Raw genomic sequence first — 25544 nt, 5'->3', positions numbered from 1 at the left:
GAAGCTCACGCCTCTGCGGTCTCGACCTCTTCAACTTCGATCTCTTCGTCCTGAACATCGTCCGGGCGGCGCTTCGGCAGCTTCACGGCGCGCAGCATGAAGGCAGGCACGTGATCGCCAAGCCCGATGACGCGTGGACCGTCATCATCGTCGCGGCCACGGCCACGCTGGCGTTCATTGCGGTCACGCTTCGGCTGCTCCTGACGGGGCGCATGCGCCGCCGCTTCCACATGCTCGACAACTTCAGCGACAAGCTCGGCCACCGGATCGGCGATATGGGGCTGCGGTGCGTTTTCCTCAGGCGCCGGACGCGGTGCCTTCGCACGACCACGGCCGCCACGAGCGCGGCGCTCACGCGGGCGCTGCTCTTCGCCTGAAGCAGGGGCGGTTGCCTCTGCTGTCACGTCGGCGCTTGCTTCTGCCTGTGTCTCTGCCACGGCTTCAACGGTCGGAACCGCTTCCACCTCGGCGGCGGGCGCCTTCACGACTTCCACAGCTTCCACAACTTCCGCTGCTTCGTGCGTCGGCGCGTTGCGCGTCGGGATCGTGGTGCCGATCAGCTTTTCGATGCCGGCCAGATATTTTGCATCTTCGCGCGTCAGCAGCGTGAAGGCAGCGCCTGAACGTCCGGCGCGGCCCGTGCGGCCGATGCGGTGAACATAATCTTCCGCATGTGTCGGCACGTCGAAGTTGAAGACATGGCTGACATCGGGGATATCGAGGCCGCGCGCTGCCACGTCGCTGGCGACGAGAAGCCGGATGCTGCCGTTGCGGAAGCCTTCCAGTGTCTTGGTGCGGGTCGACTGGTCGAGATCGCCATGCAGCGAGCCGACAGGCAGGCCATGCTTCTCAAGCGACTTGTGCACCGCGCCGATATCGCGCTTGCGGTTGCAGAAAATGATGGCGTTCTTGACGTCTTCGGATTCGATGAGTTCGCGCAGCGCGTCGCGCTTGCCCTCGCGCGTCGTCTTCACGACCGCCTGGGTAATCGTCGCGCTTGCTGAGGCAGGCCGCGAAACTTCGATGCGCTCGGGGTTTTGCAGGAACGTGTCGGTGAGGCGCTGGATTTCCGGCGGCATCGTTGCCGAGAAGAAAAGCGTCTGGCGCGTGAAGGGGATCTTCTTGCAGATTTCTTCGATGTCGGGAATGAAGCCCATGTCCAGCATGCGGTCGGCTTCGTCGATCACGAGGATCTGCACGCCCGTCAGCAGCACTTTGCCGCGCGAGCAATGGTCGAGCAAACGACCCGGCGTTGCGATCAGAACGTCGACGCCACGGTCGAGTTTCTTTTCCTGATCGCCGAAGGAGACGCCGCCGATCAGCAGCGCCATGGAGAGTTTGCAGTATTTGCCGTAGCTCTCGAAATTCTCGGCGACCTGCGCTGCAAGTTCGCGCGTCGGCTCAAGAATGAGGGAACGGGGCATTCGCGCCTTGGCCCGTCCACGCGCGAGCCGGTCGATCATCGGCAGCGTGAAGGAGGCCGTCTTGCCGGTACCCGTCTGCGCGATGCCGAGCACATCTCGGCCCGCCAGCACATGCGGAATGGCTTGCGCCTGAATGGGGGTCGGTTCGGTGTAGCCGGTTTCGGCTACCGCTTTCAGCACCTCGGCTCCGAGGCCGAGTTCATCAAATGTCATATAATAAGGCCCTATGCACCATGTACGGCTGCCCTGGTGGCCCACATTTCGGGGCCCGTGGACGGAAAATTGGGGGCAGCATGTCGCGCGTTGTTCGGCGGCCGCGCGTATCCGCAAAGCCCGCACAAAACAGCGAAGCTCGCGCGAAACATAGGGTTTGGCATCATTTTGTCAATGAAAGCCTCCGCCGGGTGCACTATGTCGCAAAGCCAGGGTCGTGATTTTGTACCGATTTCTGCCAGTTGTTGCGAAAACGGCTCAGTCACAAATCGGCGGCTTTTACGGCAACTTTCCTGCCCATTAACAAATTCACCCCATAGTTGGGCCTTCTGCGGAAGGACAATGGGACAGCTATGGGGTTCGCGCCGTCATCCCGGCCACGTGCCGCGCGGGACGACATGGAAACAACAGGCGAAGATCGTAACCGGCGTCGGCATGACGGAGTGCTGGCGGCGATGAACCGTCTCCTCGGCCGCATGAGTGCCGCAGCAGCGACCGCTTTTGTAACCGGCGTCGCGGTAATGGTGGCGATCGGCCTTCACTGGCTTCTGGGGCTGACGAGCTTCTTTGAATTCGATACCCGACTACTTGTCTCCGCGACCATCGTGACCATTCTGACCGGCGCGCCTATCGTCTACTACTCGCAGTCGATCATCCGCGAACTCAAGACATCGCGCCATACGCTTCGCCTGATGACCGAAAAGCTCGCTGTGGCATTTCACAATGCCGAACATGCCAATGAGGCGAAGTCGAAATTCCTCGCCAATATGAGCCATGAGCTTCGTACGCCGCTCAACGCGATCATCGGCTTTTCGGACATCATGCAAAACGAGCTGATGGGCCCGCTGGAAAATGCCCGCTATCGCGACTATGCCCACGACATCAATGCCAGCGGCGCGCATTTGCTTGGCATCATCAACGACATTCTCGATCTGGCGAAAATTGAATCCGGCCGGATAATGCTCGGAGAAGATGAGGAATTCGATGTGGTCGAGTGCGCCGAGGCGGCCTGCACGATGGTTCGCCCGCTTGCTGCGCGTCAGTCCGTCGAGCTCTTAGTCGTTCTGCCGCCACAGGACATCGCGCTGTCTGCCATCGCCCGGATGTTCCGGCAGATCCTCATCAACATTCTCTCCAACGCATTGAAGTTCACGCCCGCAGGCGGCTTGGTGAGTCTGTCGATAGAACTGCGTCCCAACGGCAATCTGGCGGTCACGATTGCCGATACCGGCATCGGCATGTCGCCGGAAGACATGAAGATCGCGCTGACGCCATTCGGTCAGGTTCACAGCGAGATGAGCCGCGGCCATATCGGCACGGGCCTCGGCCTGCCGCTCGCCAATGCGATGATGGAGATGCATGGCGGCCGCCTCGTCCTGCGCAGCAAGCCGGGGCAGGGCACAACCGTCGTGATGATCCTGCCGGCAGCGCGGATCAAGCTTGGCGATGCACGCAACCGGGTCGGCTGGCCGAAGGCGTCCTGAGCGTTAGATATCCAGATCGGTGGCGAAGGCCGCGCGTTCCTGGATGAACTGAAATCTTAGCTCCGGCTTGTTGCCCATCAACCGCTCGATGGAGCTCTTGGTCGCCTTCACTTCGTCGTCCGGCACCATCACGCGCAGCAGCGTCCGCTTGGAACGCGTCATCGTCGTTTCTTTGAGCTGCGCCGGAAGCATCTCACCCAAGCCCTTGAATCTGCTTATCTCTACCTTGGAGCTGCCCTTAAACTCTTTCTTCAGGAGTTCATCCTTATGTGCGTCATTGCGGGCATAGGTCGTCTTGCCGCCCTGCGTCAGCTTGTAGAGCGGCGGCACGGCGAGATAGAGGTGCCCGCGTGCAATCAGCTCCGGCATCTCCTGATAAAAGAAGGTGATGAGCAGCGAAGCGATATGCGCGCCGTCGACGTCTGCGTCGGTCATGACGATGACCTTTTCATAGCGAAGGTCGGCGTCGCGATAATGCGAACCTGTGCGCACGCCGAGCGCCTGGATCAAATCCGAAAGCTGCTGGTTCTGCTGCATCTTCGCGCCGGACGCCGAGGCGACGTTCAATATCTTGCCACGCAGCGGCAGGATCGCCTGGCTCGCACGGTCGCGCGCCTGCTTTGCAGAGCCACCGGCGCTGTCGCCTTCGACGATGAAAAGCTCCGAGCCTGCCGCGCCCGCCTGCGCGCAATCGGCAAGCTTGCCGGGCAGGCGCAGCTTGCGTGTCGCGGTCTTGCGCGCCACGTCCTTGTCCTGCCGTCGCTTCAGCCGCTCTTCCGAGCGGTCGATCACCCAGTCGAGAAGCTTCGTCGCCTGTCCCGGCGAAGCGGTCAGCCAATGGTCGAAGTGATCGCCGATGGCTTTCTCGACAAGCCTTTGCGCTTCAGGACTTGCGAGCTTTTCCTTCGTTTGTCCTTGAAACTCCGGCTCGCGAATGAATACCGAAAGCATCGCGCCCGCCGTGCCGAGCACGTCCTCGGCCTGTATCTGCGACGCCTTCTTGTTGCCGGTCATGTCGGCATAGGCCTTGAGGCCCTTGGTCAGCGCCGCGCGAAGGCCAGCTTCATGCGTTCCTCCCTCGATTGTAGGAACGGTGTTGCAATAGGAGTGGATGAAACCATCGTCGTTATACCAGGCAATCGCCCATTCGACTGAGCCGTGGCTGCCTGCCTTCGACACCTTCCCGGAAAAGGGCTCAAGCGTGACCATCGGGGTAGAGCCGATCTCGGCCCGCAGGAAGTCGACCAGACCGCCCGGAAAATGCAGCACATCTTCGGCTGGCGTATCGTCAGTGATGAGCGACGGCGCGCAATGCCAGCGGATCTGAACGCCGCCGAAAAGATAGGCCTTCGACCGCGCCATGCGGTGCAGTCGCGACGGCCGGAACGTGGCGCCCTTGCCGAAGATTTCGGCATCGGGGTGAAACGTGATCTTGGTTCCGCGCCGGTTCTGCACGCGGCCCTGCTTGATGAGCTTCGTTTGCGGTGCGCCGCGCGAATAGCTCTGCGTGTAAAGTTCCTGATCGCGCGCGACCTCGACGTCGAGCCTGTCCGACAACGCGTTGACGACCGAAATGCCGACGCCGTGCAAACCGCCCGATGTCTCATAGACCTTGCCGTCGAACTTGCCGCCCGAATGCAGCGTCGTGAAAATGACTTCCAGCGCCGATTTCGGCTTGTACTTGGGGTGTACATCGATCGGGATGCCGCGCCCGTTATCGGCGACCGTCAGGCTCCCATCTTCATGCAGCGTCACGTCGATCCAGTCGGCGTGGCCCGCAACCGCCTCGTCCATCGAGTTGTCGAGCACTTCGGCAAAAAGGTGATGCAGCGCCTTTTCATCGGTGCCGCCGATATACATGCCCGGCCTGCGCCGTACCGGCTCCAATCCCTCCAGAACCTCAATATCCTTGGCCGAATAGGTGCCATCGCCCTTGTCGGCCTTTGACACGGCCTTCGCCGCCGGCTTTTGGGCCGCTGGCGTGGAGAAGAGGTCGTCATCGGTATTGGGCTGGGTCGGCTTGCGGGCGGCCATGGAAACTCGAAACTGTGCGGGGGAACGAATCGAGGCCGATTGTAGAGCCGGGGAGGGCACGGGACAAACGCCAGTCCATCCGCCTCAAACGGGGCTCGCCTCGATCACGCTCGCCAGCCCGATCGTCGGCACGATGCGGTTGAGGCGAAAACCCGCCTTCGCCATCAGCGCGCGATACTCGTCCTCGGTGCGTTCCCGCCCGGTCGTGGCAACCAGCATCTCAAGATCGAGGAACTTCGAGAAATGCACGACGCCGGGCGGCGGAACCACATGCTCGATGAGCAGAAGCTTGCCGTTCATTGGGATGTGCTGGCGAATATTCGCCATGATTCGAATGCTTTCCTCGTCCGACCAGTCATGGATGATGTGTTTCATCAGATAGGCGTCTGCGCCCGCAGGCACGCCGTCGAAAAAACTCCCGCTTGAAACTTCGACCCGTGCGCCAAGTCCGGCCGCCTCGAAATGCTGCCGTGCGCCGTCAGCCGTTTGCGGTAGATCGTAGAGAATGCCCTTCACGCCGGGCGTGATGGCAAGGATCGCGCACAGCACTGCGCCATAGCCGCCGCCTATATCGGCAATCGTTTTGAACGGGGAAAAATCATAAACGGCGAGAACCGGATCGAGCTCCATCGCCGAAACATTGACCATGCCCCGGTCGAAAATATCGGCGCGTTCCTTGTCGCCGGAAATATATTCAAACGACTTCATGCCATGGAGATGCTCGATTGCGTTTGTGCCGGTCTGCACGCAATGACCGAGCGCGCCCCAGTTCACCCAGTTGAGTTGTCCCTGATAAATCGAGAAATAGCGCATGGATTGCGGATGGTCGGTTTTGAGCGCGGCCCCGATAGGTGTCAGTCGAAACTCGCCAACACGCTCCTCGCGAAAAATATCGACCGTCGATAGGGCCCGCATCAGGCGATAGAGCGCGTCCGCATTTGCGCCCGTCTTTTCTGCAAGCACCTTGGCCGACGTTGCTTGCGTCTCGCTCATATGGTCCGCGACGCCGAACTTTGCGACGACCGAAAGCGATTGCGATATCCAGAAGCCCGAAAGCATTTCGATAAGTACGACGGGCGGCGGCACCATCTTTCTTGTCAGTGAAGAGAATACATCCCTTATCTTGCTGATGACGCGAACGGCCGCGACTGGCGGCAGTTTCGGTTTGGCCGACATGGTCACGGTGCTTTGCATCGACGTTCCTCCAGGCCCTGATCACCCGAAGTTTAGGCATTTATCCGCTCGCGTCGCAATCCGGCTCCCGTGCGGGGCGACTGCCTCATCGTGCTTACTCCTCAATAAACTCCCCATTCGGAGATTGTGAAAACGGGATCCGAAAGGCCCACCGCCTGCCGTGGCGTTAGGGCAAGGTTCGGCCTGTATGCACAAGAGGCTCCCTGTGGCACATTCGGTCATTGTTATCTGGGGGATTTCGATGTCGGAAAAGGTCACCATTTCATCGCCACTCACCCTGCCTTGCGGGGCGACGCTGAAAAACCGTCTGGCCAAGGCCGCCATGACGGAGGGTCTGGGCGATGCGCAGAACCGCGCGACCGAACGTCATGTGCGTCTCTATCGTCGCTGGGCGGAGGGCGGGGCGGGCATGCTGCTTACCGGCAATGTGCAGGTCGATCGCCGCTACATGGAGCGGCCCGGCAATGTCGCGATAGACGGCCCGCAATCGGCCGAAGCCATCGCCGCGCTGCGTGCCTATGCGCAAGCAGGCACGGTGAACAACACACATCTCTGGATGCAGATTTCACATGCCGGCCGCCAGACGCCTGCGCTGGTGAACAAGGAGCCGGTCGGGCCATCCGACAAGGCGCTCGATATGCCCGGTGCGCAATTCGGCAAGCCTCGCGCACTGACCGGCACGGAGATCGAAGATGTTATCCGCCGCTTTGCGCATACAGCCACCATCGCACGCGAAACGGGCTTCAGCGGCGTGCAGGTTCACGGCGCGCATGGCTATCTGATTTCGGAATTCCTCTCGCCCGACGTCAACAACCGCACCGACGAATGGGGCGGCAGTCTCGAAAATCGGGCGCGCCTGCTGCTCGAAATCATACGCGCGGTGCGCAAGGCTGTCGGCGCCGATTTTCCGGTTTCCGTGAAGCTCAATTCCGCCGACTTCCAGCGCGGCGGTTTCAGCCATGAAGATTCGATCAAGGTGGCGTCGTGGCTCAATGACGAGGGCCTGGACCTTCTTGAAATTTCAGGCGGCACCTATGAGCAGCCGCGCCTTGTCGGCCTTGACGACATGACGCTGCATCCCGAGAAGGCCGAGACGCGCAAGGAAAGCACCATCGCGCGCGAAGCCTATTTCCTCGAATATGCAAAAGACATCCGTGCCGCCGTGACCATGCCGCTGATGGTGACGGGCGGCTTCCGCACCGTGGCAGGCATGAACGCGGCGCTTGCCAGCGCGACGATGGATGTCGTCGGCATTGGCCGCCCGCTCTGCGTCGATCCTTCTGCTGCCGCGCGGCTTCTGTCTGGCGCGGTGCGCGATATCCCCGCCTTGGAAAAAACGCTCCGCATCGGCCCCGGCATTCTCGGACCGCACAGCTATTTCAACATCGTCAAGGCGCTGAACGGTTGGGGCCAGCAAGGCTGGTTCTGCCTTCAGATTCTTCGGATGGGCGACGGCAAGGATCCCGACAAAAACCTCGGCGTCTTCAAAGCCTTCCGCGACTACGCAAAGAACGAGGCAAAGACGGCTGAAGCGCTGGTGCGATGATCTTTCCGGACATGCGCGTCAAATGGAAGTGTCGTCCCGGGACTTGTTCCCGGGACCCATCTTCCTTCGAACTCCGCCTATCAAATGAAATGTCCCTCCCGGGACAAGCAAGTATGGGATCACGGCAAATATCCGGGCCTCTACCACCGCCCCGATGCTCCACCGCCGCCGGAGCTGCCTCCACCGCCGCCAAAGCCTCCGCCGCCTCCACCGAAGCCGCCGCCACCGCCGCCCCACCAGATGCCGCGGCCGCGACCGCCGCGCCGTCTCGCATTCCATGCGACCAGCATCCAGATGCCGAATAGAATGAAAAAGGGTATCGAGCCGCGCCAGTCGTCCTCTTGCGTTTGCGCAGCGGGCAGGGTGCCGCCGCCCAGCACTTTCAATATGCCGTCCGTTCCCGCCTCGATGCCGCCGGGAATGTCACCTGCCTTGAAAGCGGGGATCACCATGTCGCGAATGATCTGCGATGACAGCGCATCGGTCAGCGTGCCTTCAAGTCCATAGCCGACCTCGATCCGCATCTCGCGTTCAGCGGGCGCGACGACAAACAACACGCCGTTGTTCTTGTCTTTCTGGCCGAGGCCCCAGGCACGAAAGAGCTGGTTCGCATAGCTCTCGATGTCGAGCCCCTGTAGCGAACTCACCGTTGCGACGACAACCTGATTGCTCGTTGCGGCCTCATGCGCGGCCAGCGTCGCGTCGAGCTTTGCCGCGACATCGGCGGGAAGCACATGCGCCTCGTCAACGACGCGGCCAGTGAGTTTTGGCGGAACGAAATCTGCGGCGCTTGCATGGCCCATGAAACCGAATGCGAGAAGGACAAATGCAAGCGCCGCTTGTCTGAACATCAGAATTGAACCTGTGGCGCTTTTTCAGCACCGGCATCGGCGGTGAAATTCGCGCGCGCCTTCGCATCGCTATAAAACAGCGAGGCGATCAAGCGGCCGGGAAAAGTTCGAAGCGTCGTATTATAAGCCTGCACCGCCGCGATATAATCGCGCCGCGCCACTGAAATGCGATTTTCCGTACCTTCGAGTTGCGATTGCAGCGTCAGGAAATTTTCATTCGCCTTTAACTGCGGATAGTTTTCCGAAACGACGAGCAGTCGCGATAGCGCACCGCCGAGTTCGCGCTGTGCCGCCTGATATTGTTCGACGGCCTTGGGATCGGTCGGATCGGGCGCGGCGATCTGGCCGACGCGGGCGCGTGCATTCGTCACTTCCGTAAACACCTTCTCCTCATGCGTCGCATAGCCTTTGACGGTCGCGACGAGATTGGGCACCAGATCGGCGCGTCGCTGATACTGGTTCAGCACCTGCGACCATGCGGCATTCGCCGCCTCGTCCTGCTTTGGAATGGTATTGATCTGCGAAAAAATCCAGACGCCGACGAGTACGACAACGGCAAGAAGCCCCAAAAGAATGCGCATGAATCCCTCATATCGAATGAACCGAAGAGCGAAGCAACGCTAGCTGGCCTCATGGCTGCGAGCAATGCGCCGCTCATGCGATGGCCGACCGTGCCGCGCAAATCGTCGTTTCATGATGACGGTGGGGTGAATAAAAACGCCACGCAACCCCGCTCAAACGGAAGCCCCGGATGATCCTGTCGGGCGTTCCCTCGCGGGGTTGCTTATGGATGTGCGTCTCGCACTCGCCCTGACTAATGAGCCGGGCTCTTCCATCGTTTTGTCGCCTGCGCACTCAGTGTGAGTAACCCGGGCGTCAGTGGTTGGTTGCGCTCTCTGGCCTAAACGGTTCGCTGACCGGTCACGCATGAAGAACGCGTCAAGCTTAGCGATGTACATGGAAAATCCTATGATCAGGACCTTCCTTGCGTCGGTGGAGTCATCTTTGTAAACCTCCTCCGTCTGTTTGAGACAAGAAAAGGCTAGGCCCACAAGGCACGGAGCGTCAATAGGAATAAGAAAGAAAAACCATGCGGCGAAGCGCGCGAATTTGTGGCAGCCACAACAGAGTCAACAGGGTTGACGTATAAAATCAGTATACGGAATAAGTGCCGAAGTTGTAGGTGCGCCAGTATTCTTTTCGACAGGTCACTCGCTTGCGCACAAAGCTCCCGGAAAACATAGAGCAGGAAAAAATACATGAGCACTGAAGTCGAAACGCGCCGCGCCATGCGCGAGGCCATTGTCCGTGAACACATGGCGTCGGAGAACACGCATGACTTCAAGGTCACGATGGGAACCTTCTCTCATCCGCGTTACGAGATCATTCCTTCAGGCGCGATCTTCGACGGCAAGGAGGAGGTCGATCATTATTTTGTCGCGTCGCGCAAGGTGTTTCCCGATCAGCGCAATGAGCTGATTGCCCTGCACCATAGCGACGACGCCGTCATCGTTGAATTCTGGCTGCTTGGCACTCACAAGGGCCGTATGGGGCCGATCGAACCCACGGGCCGCGAAATGCGCTGCCGCATGACGGCCTTCTTCTTTTTCGATGACAAGGGCATCGTCTGTGAGCGTGTCTATTTCGATCAGGCAACGATCCTGCGCCAGCTTGGCCTGCTGCCCGAGGCGGCCTGACACGCATAAAAAAGGCCGGAGCTTTTGCCCCGGCCTTTCATTTTCATCCGTATGAAATTACACGCTGTAATACATGTCGAATTCGACCGGGTGCGGCGTCATTTCATAGCGCAGGCACTCTTCCCACTTCAGATCCGCATAGGCCTTGATCTGCTCGGCGGTGAACACGCCACCCTTCAGAAGGAAGGCATTGTCGGCTTCGAGCGAAAGCAGGGCTTCGCGCAAGCTGCCGCAAACCGTCGGGATCTGCTTCAGCTCTTCCGGCGGCAGGTGGTAGAGGTCCTTGTCCATCGGTGCACCCGGATCGATCTTGTTCTCGATACCGTCGAGGCCGGCCATCAGCATGGCCGCGAAGGCGAGGTAGGGGTTCGCCGTCGGATCGGGGAAGCGGATTTCGATGCGCTTCGACTTCGGCGACGTGCCGTGCGGAATACGGCAGGAAGCAGAGCGGTTGCGCGCGGAATAGGCGAGCAGCACCGGCGCTTCATAGCCGGGCACGAGGCGCTTGTAGGAATTGGTCGACGGGTTGGTGAAGGCGTTGAGCGCCTTGGCATGCTTCAGGATGCCGCCGATATACCAGAGGCATTCCTGGCTGAGATCGGCATATTTGTTGCCGGCGAAAAGCGGCTTGCCCGCCTTCCAGATCGACTGGTGCACGTGCATGCCCGAGCCATTGTCGCCGAAGACGGGCTTCGGCATGAAGGTGGCGGACTTGCCGTAAGCCTGTGCGACGTTGTGGATCACGTATTTGTAGATCTGCATGTGGTCGGCAGCCGTCGTCAGCGGCTGAAATCTCGTGCCGAGTTCGTGCTGGGCAGAGGCCACTTCATGATGGTGCTTCTCGATGACGACGCCCATCTCTTCCATGACGGTGAGCATCTCGCCGCGCAGATCCTGCGCCGAGTCGATCGGGTTCGTCGGGAAATAGCCGCCCTTGGTGCGCGGACGATGGCCGAGATTGCCGACTTCATAATGTCTGTCGGTGTTCGTCGGGAGTTCGATCGAGTCGAGTTCGAAGCCCGTCTTGTAGGGCGAGGTCGAGAACTTCACGTCGTCGAAGATGAAGAATTCGGCTTCGGGGCCGATGACGATCGTGTCGCCGAATCCGCCGGACTTCACGTAAGCCTCGGCGCGCTTCGCCGTCGAGCGCGGGTCGCGACCGTAAAGCTCGCCCGTCGAAGGCTCGACGATGTCGCAAATGATGGCGAGCGTGTTCTGCGCGTAGAAGGGGTCCATTACTGCCGTCGTCAGATCGGGCAGCAGCACCATGTCGGACTCATTGATCGTCTTCCAGCCCGCGATCGACGATCCGTCGAACATCGTGCCTTCAGCGAAAAAATCCTCATCGCAGAAGCCGATGTCGAACGTCACATGCTGCATCTTGCCGCGCGGATCAGTGAAGCGCAGGTCGATGTACTTGACGTCCTTTTCCTTGATGAGCTGCTGAATGGAGGCGTAGTCAGCCATTTCGTCAATCCTCGTGCTGGGTAAACTTGTGTGGGAGCTGTTTCGCGGCGCCCGTCTTCTAACGGTCGCCCGTATTTTTAGATAGCCTCGACGCCGGTCTCGCCGGTGCGGATGCGGATTGCTTCTTCAACAGTGGAGATGAAAATCTTTCCGTCGCCGATGCGGCCGGTACGCGCCGCTGCTTGAATGGCCTCGACGGCTTTCGCAACCATGCCGTCGTCGAGCACGATTTCGATTTTCACTTTCGGCAGAAAGTCGACGACATATTCAGCGCCGCGATAGAGCTCGGTGTGCCCTTTCTGGCGGCCGAAGCCTTTGGCCTCGGTCACGGTGATACCCTGCAATCCAACTTCCTGAAGCGCTTCCTTCACCTCGTCGAGCTTGAACGGCTTGATGATCGCTTCGATCTTCTTCATTCCCTGACGTCCCTTATCAATTGGCCGGTGAACGGCTGTTTGGTCAAAGTGGTTAGCATGGGTCATGCCACTCCGCTATTTCCTGAAAACCTTAGTTGTTTTAAAGGCTTAGGACATGTGGCCGAATGCTGCACGGATAACGGGCAATCAAAATGCACTTAAAATAGGCAGTGCGCCCGGAAAACAGGCAGCGCCGCTCATATTGGCGAACGCGCCGGGGTCCGCAGCTTGACACCCGGGCTTCCCTCCGGCGAAGAGGGACGTATCGAACATCGGGGAGTTATGCGCATGCGGCCGGCCAATCAGGTATTTGCGAATCTGGGCACGACGATCTTCACCGTCATGTCCTCACTTGCGAGCGAGCATGGCGCGATCAATCTGGGGCAGGGCTTTCCCGACGATGAAGGGCCGGACGATGTGCGCGCCGTTGCCGCAAAGGCGCTGATCGACGGGCCGAACCAATACCCGCCAATGCCGGGCATGCCTGCGCTTCGTCAGGCCGTCGCCGCCACGAACAAGCGCTTCTACGGGCTCGATGTCGATTGGCAAAAGCAGGTGCTGGTGACCTCCGGCGCAACGGAGGCGTTGAACGATTGCCTTCTGGCGCTGCTCAACCCCGGCGACGAGGCGATCATCCTTGAACCGGCCTATGACAGCTACAAGCCGATCATCGAGGCGGCAGGCGCAAAAGTCGTCAGCGTCTCACTCGAGCCGCCGCTCTGGTCGCTGCAGCTGGAAAAGCTCGCCGCTGCGTTCACCTCGAAAACGAAACTCATCCTGCTCAATACGCCGATGAACCCGACCGGCAAGGTCTTCACCCGCGCCGAACTCGACGCCATCGCCGCGCTGGTGATCAAGCATGATGCCTATGCCGTCTGCGACGAGGTCTATGAGCATCTCGTCTTTTCAGGGCACAAGCACATCCCGCTGATGACGCTTCCCGGCATGACCGAGCGGTGCGTGCGCATCGGCTCGGCAGGCAAGACCTTTTCGCTCACGGGCTGGAAGATCGGCTATGTCACCGGCCCCGAACATCTGATGGCGCCGATCATGAAGGTGCATCAGTTCGTCACCTTCACGACCCCGCCTGCAACGCAAACCGCCATCGCCTTTGGCCTTGCGAAGGACGACAGCTATTTCGACGGCCTTGCCAGCTCGCTTGAAGCCAAACGCGACTTAATGGCAAAGGGACTGGAAGCCGCGGGCTTCGATGTGCTACCGACCGACGGCACCTATTTCATCAGCGCCGATTTCCGCCCGCTGGGCTTCAACGGCACAGACGAAGAATTCTGCCGCGACATCACCATCAAGGCGAAAGTCGCCGCCATCCCGCTGTCGGCCTTTTATGCAAACCCGTCCACAGCGCCGCGCCATCTCGCACGCTTCTGCTTTTGCAAACAGGATGCGATCATCGCAGAAGCGAGCGCGCGGTTGCTGGCTTACGCAGGGCGAAAGTAAAAAAGATCGTCGTGCCCGGGCTTGACCCCGGGAGCCAGGATTGCACACTCCAAACCCGAGGTTCTGGGTTGCCGGGTCAAATCCGGCAATGACAGAAAGGGAAAAGCTGATGCTCAATGCTCTCCGCCGTCGTCCCGACAGCGCCGCTCCTGAATGGCTCGTTGTCTTTCTGCACGGCTACGGCTCCACGGGCGCAGACCTCATGGCCTTTGCCGATTACTGGCAAGTCTCCATGCCGACTGTTGCCTTCGTCGCGCCGGATGGTCCGACGGCGACGAAAGACGGTGGCTTTCAATGGGTCGGCAAGCGCCCCGGCAACGATCCGCGCCTCTATGATGACGCCGTTGCGGTGCAGCCCGTCATCGACCAATTCATCGACACAGAACTCGCGCGGCTGAACCTTGATGCATCGCGCCTCGCGCTGGTCGGCTTCAGCCAGGGCACGCTCATGGCGCTTCATGCCGGGCTTCGTCGCGAACAAACGCCTGTCGCCATACTTGGCTATGCGGGCGGCCTTGTCGGCCGGGACAAGTTGCAGGTCGATATCAAATCGCGCCCGCCCGTCTTGCTTGTGAATGGCGAGTTGGACGAATTTGCGCCGGTCTATGGCATGCATGTCGCGGTGAAGACGCTTTCCGAAGTGGGCGTCGTGGCGGCGGGGCAGTCGCTGCCAAACCTCGCTCATGCGGTCGATGCCGATGCGCTGATCCTCGGCGCGCGTTTCCTTCTTTCCGCTTTTGCCTATCGCGCAAAGCATGGTGCGGCCTGATGGCCTATCTGATCGTCAAGGCGCTGCTCTCGGGCGTCATCATCATGGCAGTCTCGGAAATAGCCAAGCGCAGCCCCGCGCTTGGCGCGCTCGTCGTTTCTCTGCCGCTCGTCTCGATCCTCGCCATCCTTTGGCTCTGGAACGATACGGGCGACAGCGAACGCATTGCTTCTCATGCCGAGGCGACGTTCTGGTATGTGCTGCCTTCGCTCCCGATGTTCCTCGTTCTGCCCATGCTGCTTCGTCATGGAACGGGATTTTGGCTCGCGCTCGCGACATCCTGCGCGCTCACCTTCGTACTTTATCTGGCGACAGTCTGGATCGCGGCAAGGTTCGGCGTCAGCCTCTGATCGTCAATCGAAGCACTATCCGGCTTCCGGCGACAATCGGTGGTGACGTTCGATTTGATGACGAGCTTGCTGTCCTCAAAGAGGTTGCACCAGTGGCCGCTGGAAAAATGCTGCATCAAATAATGCTTCGCCGCGCGATCGGGCATGAAGAGATAAGCGGGCCTCGTCGCCCGCGATGTGAAACCTCCTGCCTTCGTAAAAGAGAATGGACGACACATCCTCGATGCGGCCCGCGAAATAAATGGGTCGACCATCGTCGATCCGGGTGAATGCCTTCATGAGCTTGCGCTCGCTGAACAGTCGCTCCGCGCCGATCGCCGCCTGACTGGCGTCGAGCAGCGTAGGTACAATCAGGCCTGCAACGACGTCGCCCCGGCAGCGCTCATTTTTTACGCCCGTTCACGGTTTCTGTCATGGGCTCGATGTTTCGGGGCTTGTAACGACCGGGAAAGGGCACCATATGCTGCCTAACGCGAAGGTCAGTCCTGCGGTTTTCCGGTAATTTGAAGGAAATCATGCGATTGCCTTGAGGGTGCACAGGCCGGATGTACGCCGTGCTTCCCTCTTCCGCGTTACCCCTTGTCCGCTAAGATCCATAACGCCGCGCTTTGCGTGGCCAACAGGACGCGTCATGAAACATGGCGCGAAATCCCATGAACACAAGAGAATCCCGTTCGCGCTCTTCGAAGCCCGCACAGGCCCGGACCGCCCAGCCGAAGCAGGCTGGCAACGCAGCCGATTGGCGCCGCAATTTCGAGCGCTATACGGCGCTTGCGCTGAACCTTGGCCGCGATGACGATGCTGTCACGCGCGAAAACTACTATCAGCATGCTGAGCATTATCTGCGGCTTATGAACGACGCAACCCAGCATTAACCCGGACGCCGGGCGGCTGCCCCCGGCCCCCCAAAAGGGGCGGGGAGGCGTTGGTACGAAAAATACAAAATAACCGGACTTTCCGACGGGTATCTTGCCGCAGCTCCGTATAGCTTGTCGGCGCCCGTTTCCCCGAACATGATGTCGGCTGCGACGAGGTGTGCAGAACGGGTGCGGAGACGGTGAGTTAATTGGAAGAGCCACAAGGCCAGACGCCGCCCCCTGCGGCACCCCCGGCCTCCCACCCTGAGCGGAGCCTTGAACCGCTTGTGCCACCGCCGCCGCCGCCGACACGGCGCGAGCGCCTGACGCGGGCTGGCCAGCTATTTCTTGCCCTGTTGCTCAACATTGCCTTCATTGTCGCGCTTTTCTACAGGCCCGAACCCATAAGGCCGCCTGAGCACAAGGAGCCGCCGGCGATCTCCGTGCAGCTCGTGCCGCCACAGGAAAAGCCGCAGCCGAAAGAGCAGCCCAAGGCGCAGGAACAGCCCAAGCCCCAGCCGGAGAAGCCGAAAGAGGCTGAAACGCTGATCGGCTCGGGCGACGTGACGAAAAAGGAGGCGGGCACCCCTCCCAAGGTTAAGGCTGACCAGTCGAAGGAAAAGCCGCAGGTCGCGGCGAAGAAGCCCAAGCCCGAAGCGCCGAAAGAAAAGGAGGCCGACCTTCCCGACTGGGCAAAGAAGGTCGCCAGCGGTTACGGCTTGCCTGAGCCCAAGAAGTCGTCGATCGACAAGTCGCGAGGCGCAACCAGCGATGAGCTCCAGACCGAGAGGCAGGGCGAGGGCGGCGGCGACGCATATTCAAATCAACTGAAGGCGCAGATTGCCGCGCACACTTTTGTTCCGCCGGACATGTATGGACGAGCGGGCAAGGCAGTTATTGCCATCGTCATCGACAGGACGGGCGCGCTGCGAGGGATGCGCGTCGTCCAGTCGTCGGGTCTGAGAGAGTTCGATCTCATCGTGATGGAAGGCGTCCGCTCCGCCGCGCCGTTCAGGCCCTTGCCATCCGGTTCGCCAGAAATGGTTCAGCTCTGGTGGGAAGCGCAACCCAAGAAGGTTGAATAGCTGCTCGCCTCAGCGTGTTGCCACCAGAATCTCCAGATAGCGATCCTGCCGCTTGCGGTCTTTCACCGGCTGCGTCGTCACGAGCTGCAAATCCGGCCAGCGATCCAGCACCGCCTCAATCGCGATCCGAGCCTCGAAACGCGCCAGCGCCGCACCGATGCAGAAATGCGGGCCCGTGCCGAAGGATAGCGGCGACGCACCCATCTTTCGCCTGATGTCGAAACGATCCGGATCGGCAAAGATCGCCGGGTCGCGGTTCGCCGCGCCAAGGCCGACGCGTATCGTATCGCCCGCCCGGATGATCTTGTCGCCAAGCGGCGTGTCCACCGTGCAGCGCCGGTTGGTCGATGTCGACTGCGTGGGGTGGTGATAGCGCAGGATTTCCTCGATGGCGGAACCGATCAGCGACCTGTCGGCCACCACGTCGCGCCACTGGTCGGGATGCGATAGCAGCAGATAGAGCCCGCTTGAAATGAAGCGCTCGGTCGTCGTTCCCGCCGCCGTGTAGATCGTGCTGATCGCCGATGACATTTCCGCTTCGCTCAATCGGTCGCCTTGTTCTTCTGCACGAATGAGCCCGGTGATGAGATCGTCCTGCGGACGTGCACGGCGTTCCGCGATCAGATCCCTGATATAGCGCCCGATCCACTTCGCCGCCGCCACGCCTTCCGCCCAGCTTTCATCCGACTTCTTGGGCTGCATGAGGATTGCAGTCTGCTCGAAAGCTTTGCGGAACAATTCCCGATCGCTGGTCGGAATGCCGATGATTTCGCTCGCGACGATGATCGGCACATGAAAGGCAAAATCCTCGACGAGATCGAAAGTTCCTTTTGCCGCCGCCGCATCGAGAAGCCCGTTAACGACTTCGACAATGCGCGGCCTGCGCTCCTCGACCGTGCGCCGCGAAAAAGCCGTATGCACCAGCGAGCGAATGCGCGTGTGGTGGGGCGGGTCCATCTGGTTGAAGGATTGTGCAAAAGACTTGCTGAGATTGCTCTCTTCGCCAGACTGGCCGCCTTCTTTCTTCTTCGCCAGCGGATTGTTGCTGCCCCAGCCCGCCGCCGCGCTGGAAAAGCGCACAGGGTCCTGCAGCACAGCCTGCACGTGATCATATCGCGTCAGAAACCAGAAGCCGTGCCGCGACCAATGCACGGGGTCTTCAGCACGCAAACGGTTCAGCACATCGACCGGCGCGCTCTCGAACGCATAGTCATAGAGGTCGGGCTGAAATCCACCCGCCGTCTCTGTCGCACCCATGTATCCCCCGGATTTTGCAGATATATCTGTTCCCGCCAGTGAAGCACGGGATGGCAAGCGTCACAATGGACGACCGCCTTTCCGGTGCAGTCCGGCCGCGAAATAGCCGCCGAGAAAATCAAGCACGGCACGCACGCGTGGCACATGCCGCAGCCGCTCATGTGCCACCAGCCAGACCTCCGCCGTTGTCTGAATGTCGGGCGTGAAGCAGCGCACCAGATCGGGGTCGTCAGCGGCGATGAAGTCCGACATCATCGACACGCCGATCCCCGCTTTGATGCTCGTATAAAGCCCCGAGATGCTGTTCTGCCTGAGTATGATCGTCTCCTCCCGCACATGCGCATCGACCCAGTCGATGATCGGCCCGGAAAAGGGCGCTGGAGCGACGGAGACAAAACTATGCCCGGCGAGATCAGCTGCGTTCGCCGGTGCGCCATGCTGTTCCGCATAATCGCGACTGCAATAAATGCTCCACACATCATTGGCGATGCGCTTGCCGACAAGCTCGGCCTCGCTCGGGCGCGCTCCGGCGCGCACAGCCACATCCGCCTCTCCGCGTCCGAGATCGAGCAGCCGATCGGAGGTAATGATCTCGAGCCTGACGCCCGGATAGGCGGCACGAAATTCGTGCATGGCTCTCACCAGAAATGTATTGGCGAATGTCTCATTGGTGGTAAGCCGAACGGTGCCCGATAGCCCGCGCTTGCTGGAGCCCGCCTCCGCCGCGAAAACGTCCATTGCAGCTTCTGCGCGCTCAGCGGCGGCGCGCAATGCCTCGCCCTGGTCAGTCAGCACATAACCCGATGGCCGTTTGTCGAAAAGCTCAAGCTCGAGCGCCTCTTCCAGCGCCACGATGCGCCGCGCGACAGTGCTCTGGCTGACGCGAAGATCGCGCGAGGCAGCCAGCGTCGTGCCGCTTCGCGCGACGGCCAGAAAGTGCCTGATGTCGTTCCAGTCGAACACGGCCGCCATTCTGCAATTTTGCTGAACGATCGCGCAAGCATGGTGTTTGAGATGCTCCGGGTGCGGTCGTACATCCAGATCGGTCCCTCAAACCCTTCGGAGCAAAGCCATGAAACTCTATATGGATCCCCTCTCGACCACGACCCGCGCCGTTCGCCTCTTTCTTTTCGACAACAAGATCGCCGTCGATGAAGAATGCATAGAACTCTTCGCCGGCGAGCATCTGACGGAAGCCTTCGCGGCCATCAATCCGAGCCAGCAGGTTCCCGTTCTGATCGACGGCGATTTCAAGCTCACTGAAAGCTCGGCGATCCTGAAATATCTCGCCGAGAAGATCGGCTCGCCCGCATACCCGACCGACATTCGCGCCCGCGCCCGCGTCAATGAAGCGATGGACTGGTTCAGTACGGGCTTCTTCATCGCCTTCTGCTATTTCGGCGTCTACACCCACATGCTGCCCGAGCTCACAAGCCTCAGCGCGACCACACGCGCCGATTTGGATCACCTCGGCACGCATTATTCGGAGCGCTATCTCAATGTCCTCGATCGTCACATGCTGAACGGTCGCCCCTTTGTCTGCGGCGATGAGATCACCGTCGCGGACTATCTCGGCGCCACTTATGTCGGCCTCGGCGCTTACATAGATTTCGACTTTTCGCGTTACCCCAACATCGCCGCCTGGCTCGGCCGCATGCGCGCGCGCGAAGGTTGGGAGCCTGCCTATGCCGCGTTCAACGGATTTGCGAGCGCAGCGCTGGCCGAGCAGGCACGCGGCGCTGCGTGACATAGCGCAAGCGCCATCCTTTTAGCCGGAGAAGACCTATGAAAACGATCCTGAAACGCGTCGTCATGGTCACAGGCGGAATAATCGTGATCCTTCCGCTCTGCGTGTTCCTCGCATCCCAGTGGCGGCTGCATAAAACCTATGACGTCGCACTCACGCCGCTGCGTGTCGATACGGTGTCGATAGGTGTGGAGCAGGGCAGGCATATCGCGCAGATCTCCGGCTGCATCGGCTGCCACCATGCGAACGGAAATGTGTTGTTCGAAGCGCCGGGCATCGGGCATCTCGTTGCGCCGAACCTGACGCGCGTTGCGCCAACCTACAGCGATGCCGAACTTGCCCGGCTGATCCGGCGCGGCGTCAAACGCGATGGCAGAAGCGCCGTCGCCATGCCCGCCGCTTCTTTCGCCGCTCTGTCGGACGCCGATGTTGCGGCGATCATCGTCTGGCTGCGCAGCGAGCCGCGCCAGCCTGATGCGCAGCCTGCCGGAACCTCATGGGGCCCGCTCGGCCATGTTGCGATTGCAATCGGCAAGGTGCCGTTCAGCGCCGACATGGTGGCCGCCAATTTCGTATCCGATGCCCCGCCGCCCTTGCGCCGCCCCTCCGCGACGCCCGCGCAGGAAGGCGCCTATTTGGTAAAGACGATTTGCAGCCATTGCCATGAGCTTGACGTCGAACACGACGATGGCTGGGGCACAATCGCGCCGCCCTTGCGCATGATGGGGCAGGCCTATCCGTTGAATGAATTCCGCCACCTGCTGCGAACGGGCAAGGGCATGGGCGACCGCGAGCTGGGCCTCATGTCGTCCGTAGCGCGCGGCGATCTTTCGCACATGACCGATCCCGAGATCGAAGCGATCCACGCCTATCTGAATGCCACGGAGCTGCAGGCGAGCGAATAGGCTAGACCTCGATCCCGTACCAGATCGTATTGCGCGCCTCGACCCGCTCGAGTAGCCGAAACCCGTAAGCCTCATAAAATTTAATGGCGCGCGTGTTCGTCGTGCTGACGCCCAGGTGTACGCCGCGCGATCCGAGGTCACACATCACCCGTAGCCAGCGATCGATCAACTTGCGCCCGAAGTCGCGGCCTTGCAGACGCGGCAGCAGGTTGATGTGCAGATGGGAAGGGTAGGGATCGACGATCCGGCTTGGCGTGCGATGCGGATGGTGGATCAGATAGCTGCGAAGCTGATCGGCGCTCCACTCGTCATGCGGAATGTCGGACGGATCCGCATAAGCCTGCCGGAGCTTCGGCCACCACTCGGCTTCAAGCTTTGCATCGAATGCGCGCGTATCCACTGCGCCGACAATATAGGCGCCGACGCCCTCACCATCCTCGACGACAAGCGCCGCTTCCGGTGCAAGTTCAGCATATGGCGCGACATAGATATGCCCGACGAGCTTCGGGTCTTCATAAAGATGCGTCGCGTCCTGTCCGCTTTCTCCCGTCTTCAGCGAGATGTGATAAAGCGCATCGAGATCGTCCGGCCTGACGCCCCTTATGGTGCCCATCTGAAGTTCTCCGCGCTCAGGAATGCGCCGCGATAGTGCCGGCCAGCGCCGCCAGAACCTGTCGCCATGCTGCGTCCATCTCTGCGGTCCATTCGTCGCCCAGAATGTCCCTGAACGTCTCCATGATCGTCGTGAAGAATGTCGAGAACACCTCCGGCGGCACGCCAAGCCCTTCGTGATTGACGATCTCGCTGCGGATCATATTGTCGGAATAACTGCGCGCACCGACAAAATCGATGATCCCCTCGATCGCTTCCGAAAGCATGTGGCCTCGCACATGGCCATGCGTATCGAGAACGAATAGCGCCTCCATCTCCGGATTGGTCTTGAACAGGCGCGCATAGACCAGCGGCGTCGGGTCCTCGCAGCGCTCCGCAACGAGGTCGAGGCTATGCGCGATCAACTCTGCGTCAATTTTACCCATATCCCGGTTCGGAACGATTTCGACATTTTCCATGAGCCTGCCTCCCCAACAGCTTTTGGACAGAGCCTGCCTGCGTCGCGATGGTGAGGCAAGGCCGCACATGCTGTGCTAGGCTTCAGCCATGGATGATCCCTATGAGATTCTGGGTGTTAAGCGTGACGCGACGGCGGACGAAATCCGCTCCGCCTATCGCAAGCTCGCCAAACGTCATCACCCGGACCTGAATCCCGGCAAGAAAGACGCCGAGGACCGCTTCAAGGCGATCACCGCCGCGAACGATCTTCTCTCCGACCCGGAAAAACGCGCCCGTTTCGACCGTGGCGAGATCGATGCTTCGGGAGCGGAAAAGCCACAGGAGCGCCGCTTCTACCGCGATTTCGGCGATACGCCGGGCAGCGGCAAATATCGCGCCGATACAAGCTTCGACCCGGACGACCTTGCAAGCATCTTCGGTCAGGCGTTTGGCCAGCGTGGCTTTGATGGCGGCACGCGAAACTTCAATGCCCGTGGCGCAGACGCCCATTACACGCTCAGCGTCGGCTTTCTCGATGCCGCCAATGGCGCAAAGCGGCGTCTCACGCTGCCGGACGGGCGCACGCTCGATGTGACGATCCCTCCCGGCCTTCAAAGCGGCCAGACGCTGCGCCTGAGCGGCAAGGGCATGCCGGGCTTTGGCGAGGGCCCGCCCGGCGATGCAATGATCGAGGTCAGCGTGGAGCACCACCCCTATTTCCGGCGCGACGGCAATGACGTGATCCTGGAATTGCCGGTAACGCTTCAGGAGGCCGTGCTTGGCGCAAAGGTCGAAGTGCCGACCGTCAAGGGTCCGGTCTCGTTGAAAATTCCGCCGAACTCGACCGGCGGCGCGAAACTGCGCCTCAAAGGCCGCGGCATCGCGGGCGGCGACCAATATGTCGAGTTGAAGATTGCGCTGCCGACCGACGCCGAGCCCGAGCTTGAAACCTTCCTGAAAGGCTGGACGCCGCACCACGCCTTCAACCCGCGTAAACATATGGGAGGCAAATGATGCGTTTCGAGGCGGTCATTGCGCTCTTTCCCGATCTCGACGCAGGCGAACTGACCGCCTGGATCGAACATCGCTGGGTCCAGCCCGAGCGCGAGAATGGCGACCTGTGGGTCTTTCAGGACATCGACATCGCCCGCGTCCGCCTGATCCACGACCTGCGCCGCGATCTCGATACGCCGGAGGAAACCGTTCCCGTGCTGCTCTCGCTCCTCGATCAGGTTTACGACCTGCGGCGTAAGCTCAATGCCGTAACGCAGGCGCTCGACGCCCAACCGCCTGAAACCCGCGCCGCACTGCTGGCGATCCTTCGTGACGGCGACGAAAGAAAATAGGCGCCATCTTTCTGTCATGGGTCCCGGGAACAAGTCCCCGGGTGACAATTTCAGGGCAATTCGAGCATCCGGAGTTGACCCAACCCCCACCTTTGACACTCCATCGCCCCTTCGCTATGTTCCCGCCCATGACGCAGATGCTGAAAAAACAGAAAGCCACCACGACCGCCCCCGGGGCGTCGAAGGCTTGCGTCTGAAATAAACTCAGCATCGCGAACTTGGACAAGCCCCGCCGTAACAGGTCGGGGCTTTTGCGTTTCAAGCGCCCCGCCATCGGCTAAAGATGGAGAATAAAATGAGTTCCCGTTTGTCGTCCCCGGTTGTGGCCATTGTTGGCGCGACGGGCGCCGTCGGCGTCGAGATGCTTCATTGTCTTGAGGCGCGCGATTTTCCGCTTTCGCGCCTGAAGCTTCTCGCCTCGCCGCGTTCCGCCGGTCGCAAGCTGAAGTTTCGCGGCGAGGAGATCGAGGTCGAGCCGCTGAGCGAAACGAGCTTCAAGGGCGTCGACATCGCGCTCTTCTCCGCTTCCGGTTCCGTTTCCCGCAAATTTGCGCCCATCGCGGTGGAGGCAGGGGCCATCGTCGTCGATAACTCTTCGGCATTCCGCATGGATGACGCCGTGCCGCTGGTCGTGCCGGAAATCAACGGCGGCGATATTGCGCGCCACAAGGGCATCGTCGCCAATCCGAACTGCGCCGCCGTTATCTCGATCACGCCGCTTTGGCCTGTCCACGCACGCAATCGCATCAAGCGCCTCATCGTCGCCACCTATCAGGCGGCATCCGGTGCAGGCGCGGCGGCGATGGAAGAACTGTCGGAATCGACGCGCGCCTATCTCGACGGCCGCGACTACAAGAACACGGTCCTGCCGCATCCCTATGCCTTCAATCTCTTCAGCCACAACACGGCGATCGATCCGGATACGGGCTACAATGACGAAGAGATGAAGGTGATCGAGGAAACGAAGAAGATCTTCGGCGATCCCGACATTGCGGTTTCGGCGACCTGCGTTCGCGTGCCCGTTCTGCGCGCGCATTCGGTTGCCGTCACCTTCCAATGCGAGCGTCCCATCTCCGCGTCTGAAGTCCGCGAGTTGATGAAGACCGCGCCGGGCGTGAAGCTCGTCGATGATTGGGAGAACAACTATTTCCCCATGCCGAAGGATGCGTCCGGTCAGGACGACATTCTCGTCGGCCGCATCCGGCAGGACCTGAGCGACCCCACCGGCCATTCCGTCACGCTCTTCTGCGCAGGCGACCAGCTCCTGAAGGGCGCTGCTCTGAATGCCGTGCAGATCGCGGAGCATCTGGTGAAAGTGCCAGCATTGGCATAAGCGTTTTAATCACGGCGTCACCCCGGTTCATTCCGGGGTGACGCCGTCGATCGAGCGACCTCAGATCAGTTTCAGTCTCACAAAGACCATGTAAGACAGCGGATCACCGCCATATTCCGGCGTCAAACGATCCGGATAGTCATATCCGCTCACCAATCCGCCCACGCCGAATTTGACATGCTCCGCGAGACGGAAATCGCGGATATAGCCGAGGCTCAGCTTGTTGACGGCAAAGGCCTGATGCGCGAGCGGCGAGGGCGCGTCGAATAGCTCGCTCTCGTCGGCACGTTCCGCGCGCGCGAAAACCGTGTGCCGTTCGTTCAGCGTCACGGCGCTTTCAAGAAGAAATCCGTCGAGCCGCAATCCCGGATCGTTGATCTTGCGCCCCCAGGCGAGCGTCGTTGCCCAATTGTTATTCTCGCCAAAGGGCTGGTTGTATGTGCCCGAGGCGGTGATGCGCGTCTCGTCCACATTCGCATGCAGTGCTTCCGGGCTTTTCAGCGTGCCTGCGCTCACCTGAAACGACCAGTTGTCGTCCGGATTGAAACTCAGTCGTGCCGAATAGCTGTCGAGTTTGGGCCGCTCAATGTCATAGCGGTCCTCGTCAGGCTCGCGACCGCGAAAGGCCGAGCCTTCGATCTTCCAGCGGTCATAGACATATCCCGCCGTCACGACGCCAAAGGTGATGTGCGTGCTGTCGAGCCAATGATGGGTGAGGGGTGCCTCAGGGCTGTCGCCTGCGGAGGCGCGATGCATGAAGGCAGTCGGCCCAAGCGCCGGTTCGCCCGGCAGTCCGACATATAGAAACGCCGAACTCCTCTCGCTGAGCCTGTGGCTATAGGACGCCGAAAGCTCCATGAACAAATCATGCGGATGCTGCCGGTCGACCAATCCATCGCGCCCGTTTGCCGTTTCACCCGTTGCAAAGAGCAGCGGATAGCCGTCCGCCCCCATGAGCGGATCGAGCGACACCATCGCACGAAGCCCGATCGTGCCCGCCTCGCCGAGCGGGCGTTGCGCCATCACCATGCCCATGCTCGACGAGAAGCTTTTGACGCTGC

General features: G+C 60.6%; 26 protein-coding genes. 13 read left to right on the top strand and 13 right to left on the bottom strand.

Going from position 1 to position 25544, the window contains the following annotated elements:
* Positions 1-5: 5 nt before the first annotated feature.
* A complete protein-coding gene (locus WA943_RS11470; RefSeq protein WP_424470013.1) occupies positions 6-1637 on the bottom strand; it encodes a DEAD/DEAH box helicase in 1632 nt (543 codons plus the stop codon).
* Positions 1638-2035: 398 nt separating this feature from the next.
* On the opposite strand from WA943_RS11470, the gene WA943_RS11465 reads away from it, so the two are divergent.
* A complete protein-coding gene (locus WA943_RS11465) occupies positions 2036-3121 on the top strand; it encodes a sensor histidine kinase (RefSeq protein ID WP_424470012.1) in 1086 nt (361 codons plus the stop codon).
* 3 nt (positions 3122-3124) lie between these two features.
* Here WA943_RS11465 and parE read toward each other — a convergent pair whose 3' ends face one another.
* Both parE and WA943_RS11455 read right to left on the bottom strand, forming a co-directional pair.
* Positions 3125-5155, bottom strand: coding sequence for a DNA topoisomerase IV subunit B (gene parE / locus WA943_RS11460; RefSeq protein ID WP_424470011.1), 2031 nt, complete (start codon positions 5153-5155; stop codon positions 3125-3127).
* Positions 5156-5239: 84 nt separating this feature from the next.
* A complete protein-coding gene (locus WA943_RS11455; protein ID WP_424470010.1) occupies positions 5240-6349 on the bottom strand; it encodes a methyltransferase in 1110 nt (369 codons plus the stop codon).
* 241 nt (positions 6350-6590) lie between these two features.
* Here WA943_RS11455 and WA943_RS11450 point away from each other — a divergent pair, with 241 nt between their 5' ends.
* A complete protein-coding gene (locus WA943_RS11450) occupies positions 6591-7895 on the top strand; it encodes an NADH:flavin oxidoreductase/NADH oxidase family protein (protein ID WP_424470009.1) in 1305 nt (434 codons plus the stop codon).
* Between the two features lie 140 nt (positions 7896-8035).
* On the opposite strand, the gene WA943_RS11445 is transcribed toward WA943_RS11450, so the two are convergent.
* Both WA943_RS11445 and WA943_RS11440 read right to left on the bottom strand, forming a co-directional pair.
* On the bottom strand, positions 8036-8746 hold the full coding sequence (locus WA943_RS11445; RefSeq protein ID WP_424470008.1) for a TPM domain-containing protein: 711 nt from the start codon (positions 8744-8746) through the stop codon (positions 8036-8038).
* Positions 8746-9327, bottom strand: coding sequence for a LemA family protein (locus tag WA943_RS11440; RefSeq protein WP_424470007.1), 582 nt, complete (start codon positions 9325-9327; stop codon positions 8746-8748). The genes WA943_RS11445 and WA943_RS11440 overlap by 1 nt, the downstream gene beginning before the upstream one ends.
* Positions 9328-10005: 678 nt before the next feature.
* Between WA943_RS11440 and WA943_RS11435 the strand changes: the two genes are divergently transcribed.
* Positions 10006-10443, top strand: a complete 438-nt coding sequence (locus WA943_RS11435) for an ester cyclase (RefSeq protein ID WP_424470006.1) — start codon at positions 10006-10008, stop codon at positions 10441-10443.
* 57 nt (positions 10444-10500) lie between these two features.
* Here WA943_RS11435 and glnA read toward each other — a convergent pair whose 3' ends face one another.
* Complete coding sequence (gene glnA, locus WA943_RS11430) at positions 10501-11910, bottom strand: type I glutamate--ammonia ligase (protein WP_424470005.1); 1410 nt, start codon at positions 11908-11910, stop codon at positions 10501-10503.
* A 77-nt stretch (positions 11911-11987) separates the two neighbouring features.
* Positions 11988-12326: a P-II family nitrogen regulator gene (locus tag WA943_RS11425; RefSeq protein ID WP_293549558.1), complete on the bottom strand. Its 339-nt coding sequence runs from the start codon at positions 12324-12326 to the stop codon at positions 11988-11990.
* Positions 12327-12614: 288 nt separating this feature from the next.
* On the opposite strand from WA943_RS11425, the gene WA943_RS11420 reads away from it, so the two are divergent.
* The 3 genes from WA943_RS11420 (at position 12615) to WA943_RS11410 (ending at position 14903) form a co-directional block, all read left to right on the top strand.
* The gene (locus WA943_RS11420; RefSeq protein ID WP_424470004.1) at positions 12615-13784 is read left to right on the top strand and encodes an aminotransferase; all 1170 of its coding nucleotides are present in this window, start codon (positions 12615-12617) and stop codon (positions 13782-13784) included.
* A gap of 109 nt (positions 13785-13893) precedes the next feature.
* Positions 13894-14553 carry an alpha/beta hydrolase gene (locus WA943_RS11415; protein ID WP_424470003.1) on the top strand — a complete coding sequence of 220 codons (660 nt, stop codon included), beginning with the start codon at positions 13894-13896 and terminating at the stop codon, positions 14551-14553.
* Positions 14553-14903, top strand: a complete 351-nt coding sequence (locus tag WA943_RS11410) for a DUF3147 family protein (protein ID WP_424470002.1) — start codon at positions 14553-14555, stop codon at positions 14901-14903. The genes WA943_RS11415 and WA943_RS11410 overlap by 1 nt, the downstream gene beginning before the upstream one ends.
* Before the next feature lie 75 nt (positions 14904-14978).
* Here the strand turns inward: WA943_RS11410 and WA943_RS11405 are convergent, their stop codons facing one another.
* Complete coding sequence (locus WA943_RS11405; RefSeq protein WP_424470001.1) at positions 14979-15182, bottom strand: hypothetical protein; 204 nt, start codon at positions 15180-15182, stop codon at positions 14979-14981.
* A gap of 374 nt (positions 15183-15556) precedes the next feature.
* Here WA943_RS11405 and WA943_RS11400 point away from each other — a divergent pair, with 374 nt between their 5' ends.
* A complete protein-coding gene (locus WA943_RS11400) occupies positions 15557-15778 on the top strand; it encodes a DUF4167 domain-containing protein (RefSeq protein WP_424470000.1) in 222 nt (73 codons plus the stop codon).
* Between the two features lie 269 nt (positions 15779-16047).
* The gene (locus tag WA943_RS11395) at positions 16048-16845 is read left to right on the top strand and encodes a TonB family protein (RefSeq protein WP_424469999.1); all 798 of its coding nucleotides are present in this window, start codon (positions 16048-16050) and stop codon (positions 16843-16845) included.
* 9 nt (positions 16846-16854) lie between these two features.
* Here WA943_RS11395 and WA943_RS11390 read toward each other — a convergent pair whose 3' ends face one another.
* Both WA943_RS11390 and WA943_RS11385 read right to left on the bottom strand, forming a co-directional pair.
* The gene (locus WA943_RS11390; protein ID WP_424469998.1) at positions 16855-18102 is read right to left on the bottom strand and encodes a cytochrome P450; all 1248 of its coding nucleotides are present in this window, start codon (positions 18100-18102) and stop codon (positions 16855-16857) included.
* Positions 18103-18162: 60 nt separating this feature from the next.
* The gene (locus tag WA943_RS11385; protein ID WP_424469997.1) at positions 18163-19074 is read right to left on the bottom strand and encodes a LysR family transcriptional regulator; all 912 of its coding nucleotides are present in this window, start codon (positions 19072-19074) and stop codon (positions 18163-18165) included.
* 100 nt (positions 19075-19174) lie between these two features.
* Between WA943_RS11385 and WA943_RS11380 the strand changes: the two genes are divergently transcribed.
* Complete coding sequence (locus WA943_RS11380) at positions 19175-19849, top strand: glutathione S-transferase family protein (RefSeq protein WP_424469996.1); 675 nt, start codon at positions 19175-19177, stop codon at positions 19847-19849.
* Between the two features lie 38 nt (positions 19850-19887).
* Positions 19888-20754, top strand: coding sequence for a c-type cytochrome (locus tag WA943_RS11375; protein ID WP_424469995.1), 867 nt, complete (start codon positions 19888-19890; stop codon positions 20752-20754).
* A 1-nt stretch (position 20755) separates the two neighbouring features.
* Here WA943_RS11375 and WA943_RS11370 read toward each other — a convergent pair whose 3' ends face one another.
* Positions 20756-21367 carry a GNAT family N-acetyltransferase gene (locus tag WA943_RS11370; protein WP_424469994.1) on the bottom strand — a complete coding sequence of 204 codons (612 nt, stop codon included), beginning with the start codon at positions 21365-21367 and terminating at the stop codon, positions 20756-20758.
* Positions 21368-21383: 16 nt separating this feature from the next.
* A complete protein-coding gene (locus WA943_RS11365) occupies positions 21384-21824 on the bottom strand; it encodes a globin domain-containing protein (RefSeq protein WP_424469993.1) in 441 nt (146 codons plus the stop codon).
* A gap of 88 nt (positions 21825-21912) precedes the next feature.
* Here WA943_RS11365 and WA943_RS11360 point away from each other — a divergent pair, with 88 nt between their 5' ends.
* The 3 genes from WA943_RS11360 (at position 21913) to WA943_RS11350 (ending at position 24483) form a co-directional block, all read left to right on the top strand.
* Positions 21913-22818 (top strand): DnaJ C-terminal domain-containing protein, encoded by a 906-nt coding sequence (locus WA943_RS11360; protein WP_424469992.1) that lies wholly within the window; start codon positions 21913-21915, stop codon positions 22816-22818.
* Complete coding sequence (locus WA943_RS11355) at positions 22815-23150, top strand: chaperone modulator CbpM (protein ID WP_424469991.1); 336 nt, start codon at positions 22815-22817, stop codon at positions 23148-23150. Before WA943_RS11360 ends, WA943_RS11355 begins: the two co-directional genes overlap by 4 nt.
* Positions 23151-23433: 283 nt before the next feature.
* Entirely contained in the window at positions 23434-24483 is a 1050-nt protein-coding gene (locus WA943_RS11350; protein ID WP_424469990.1) for an aspartate-semialdehyde dehydrogenase, read from the top strand.
* Positions 24484-24543: 60 nt separating this feature from the next.
* Here the strand turns inward: WA943_RS11350 and WA943_RS11345 are convergent.
* Positions 24544-25544, bottom strand: a 1001-nt coding sequence (locus tag WA943_RS11345; protein ID WP_424469989.1) for a hypothetical protein, incomplete at its 5' end; no start/stop codon positions are given.

Source organism: Parvibaculum sp., from assembly GCF_049651025.1.
Lineage (GTDB): Bacteria > Pseudomonadota > Alphaproteobacteria > Parvibaculales > Parvibaculaceae > Parvibaculum.
Note: the sequence above shows the minus strand (reverse complement) of the source record. Positions and strands in the feature narration are given on the sequence as shown.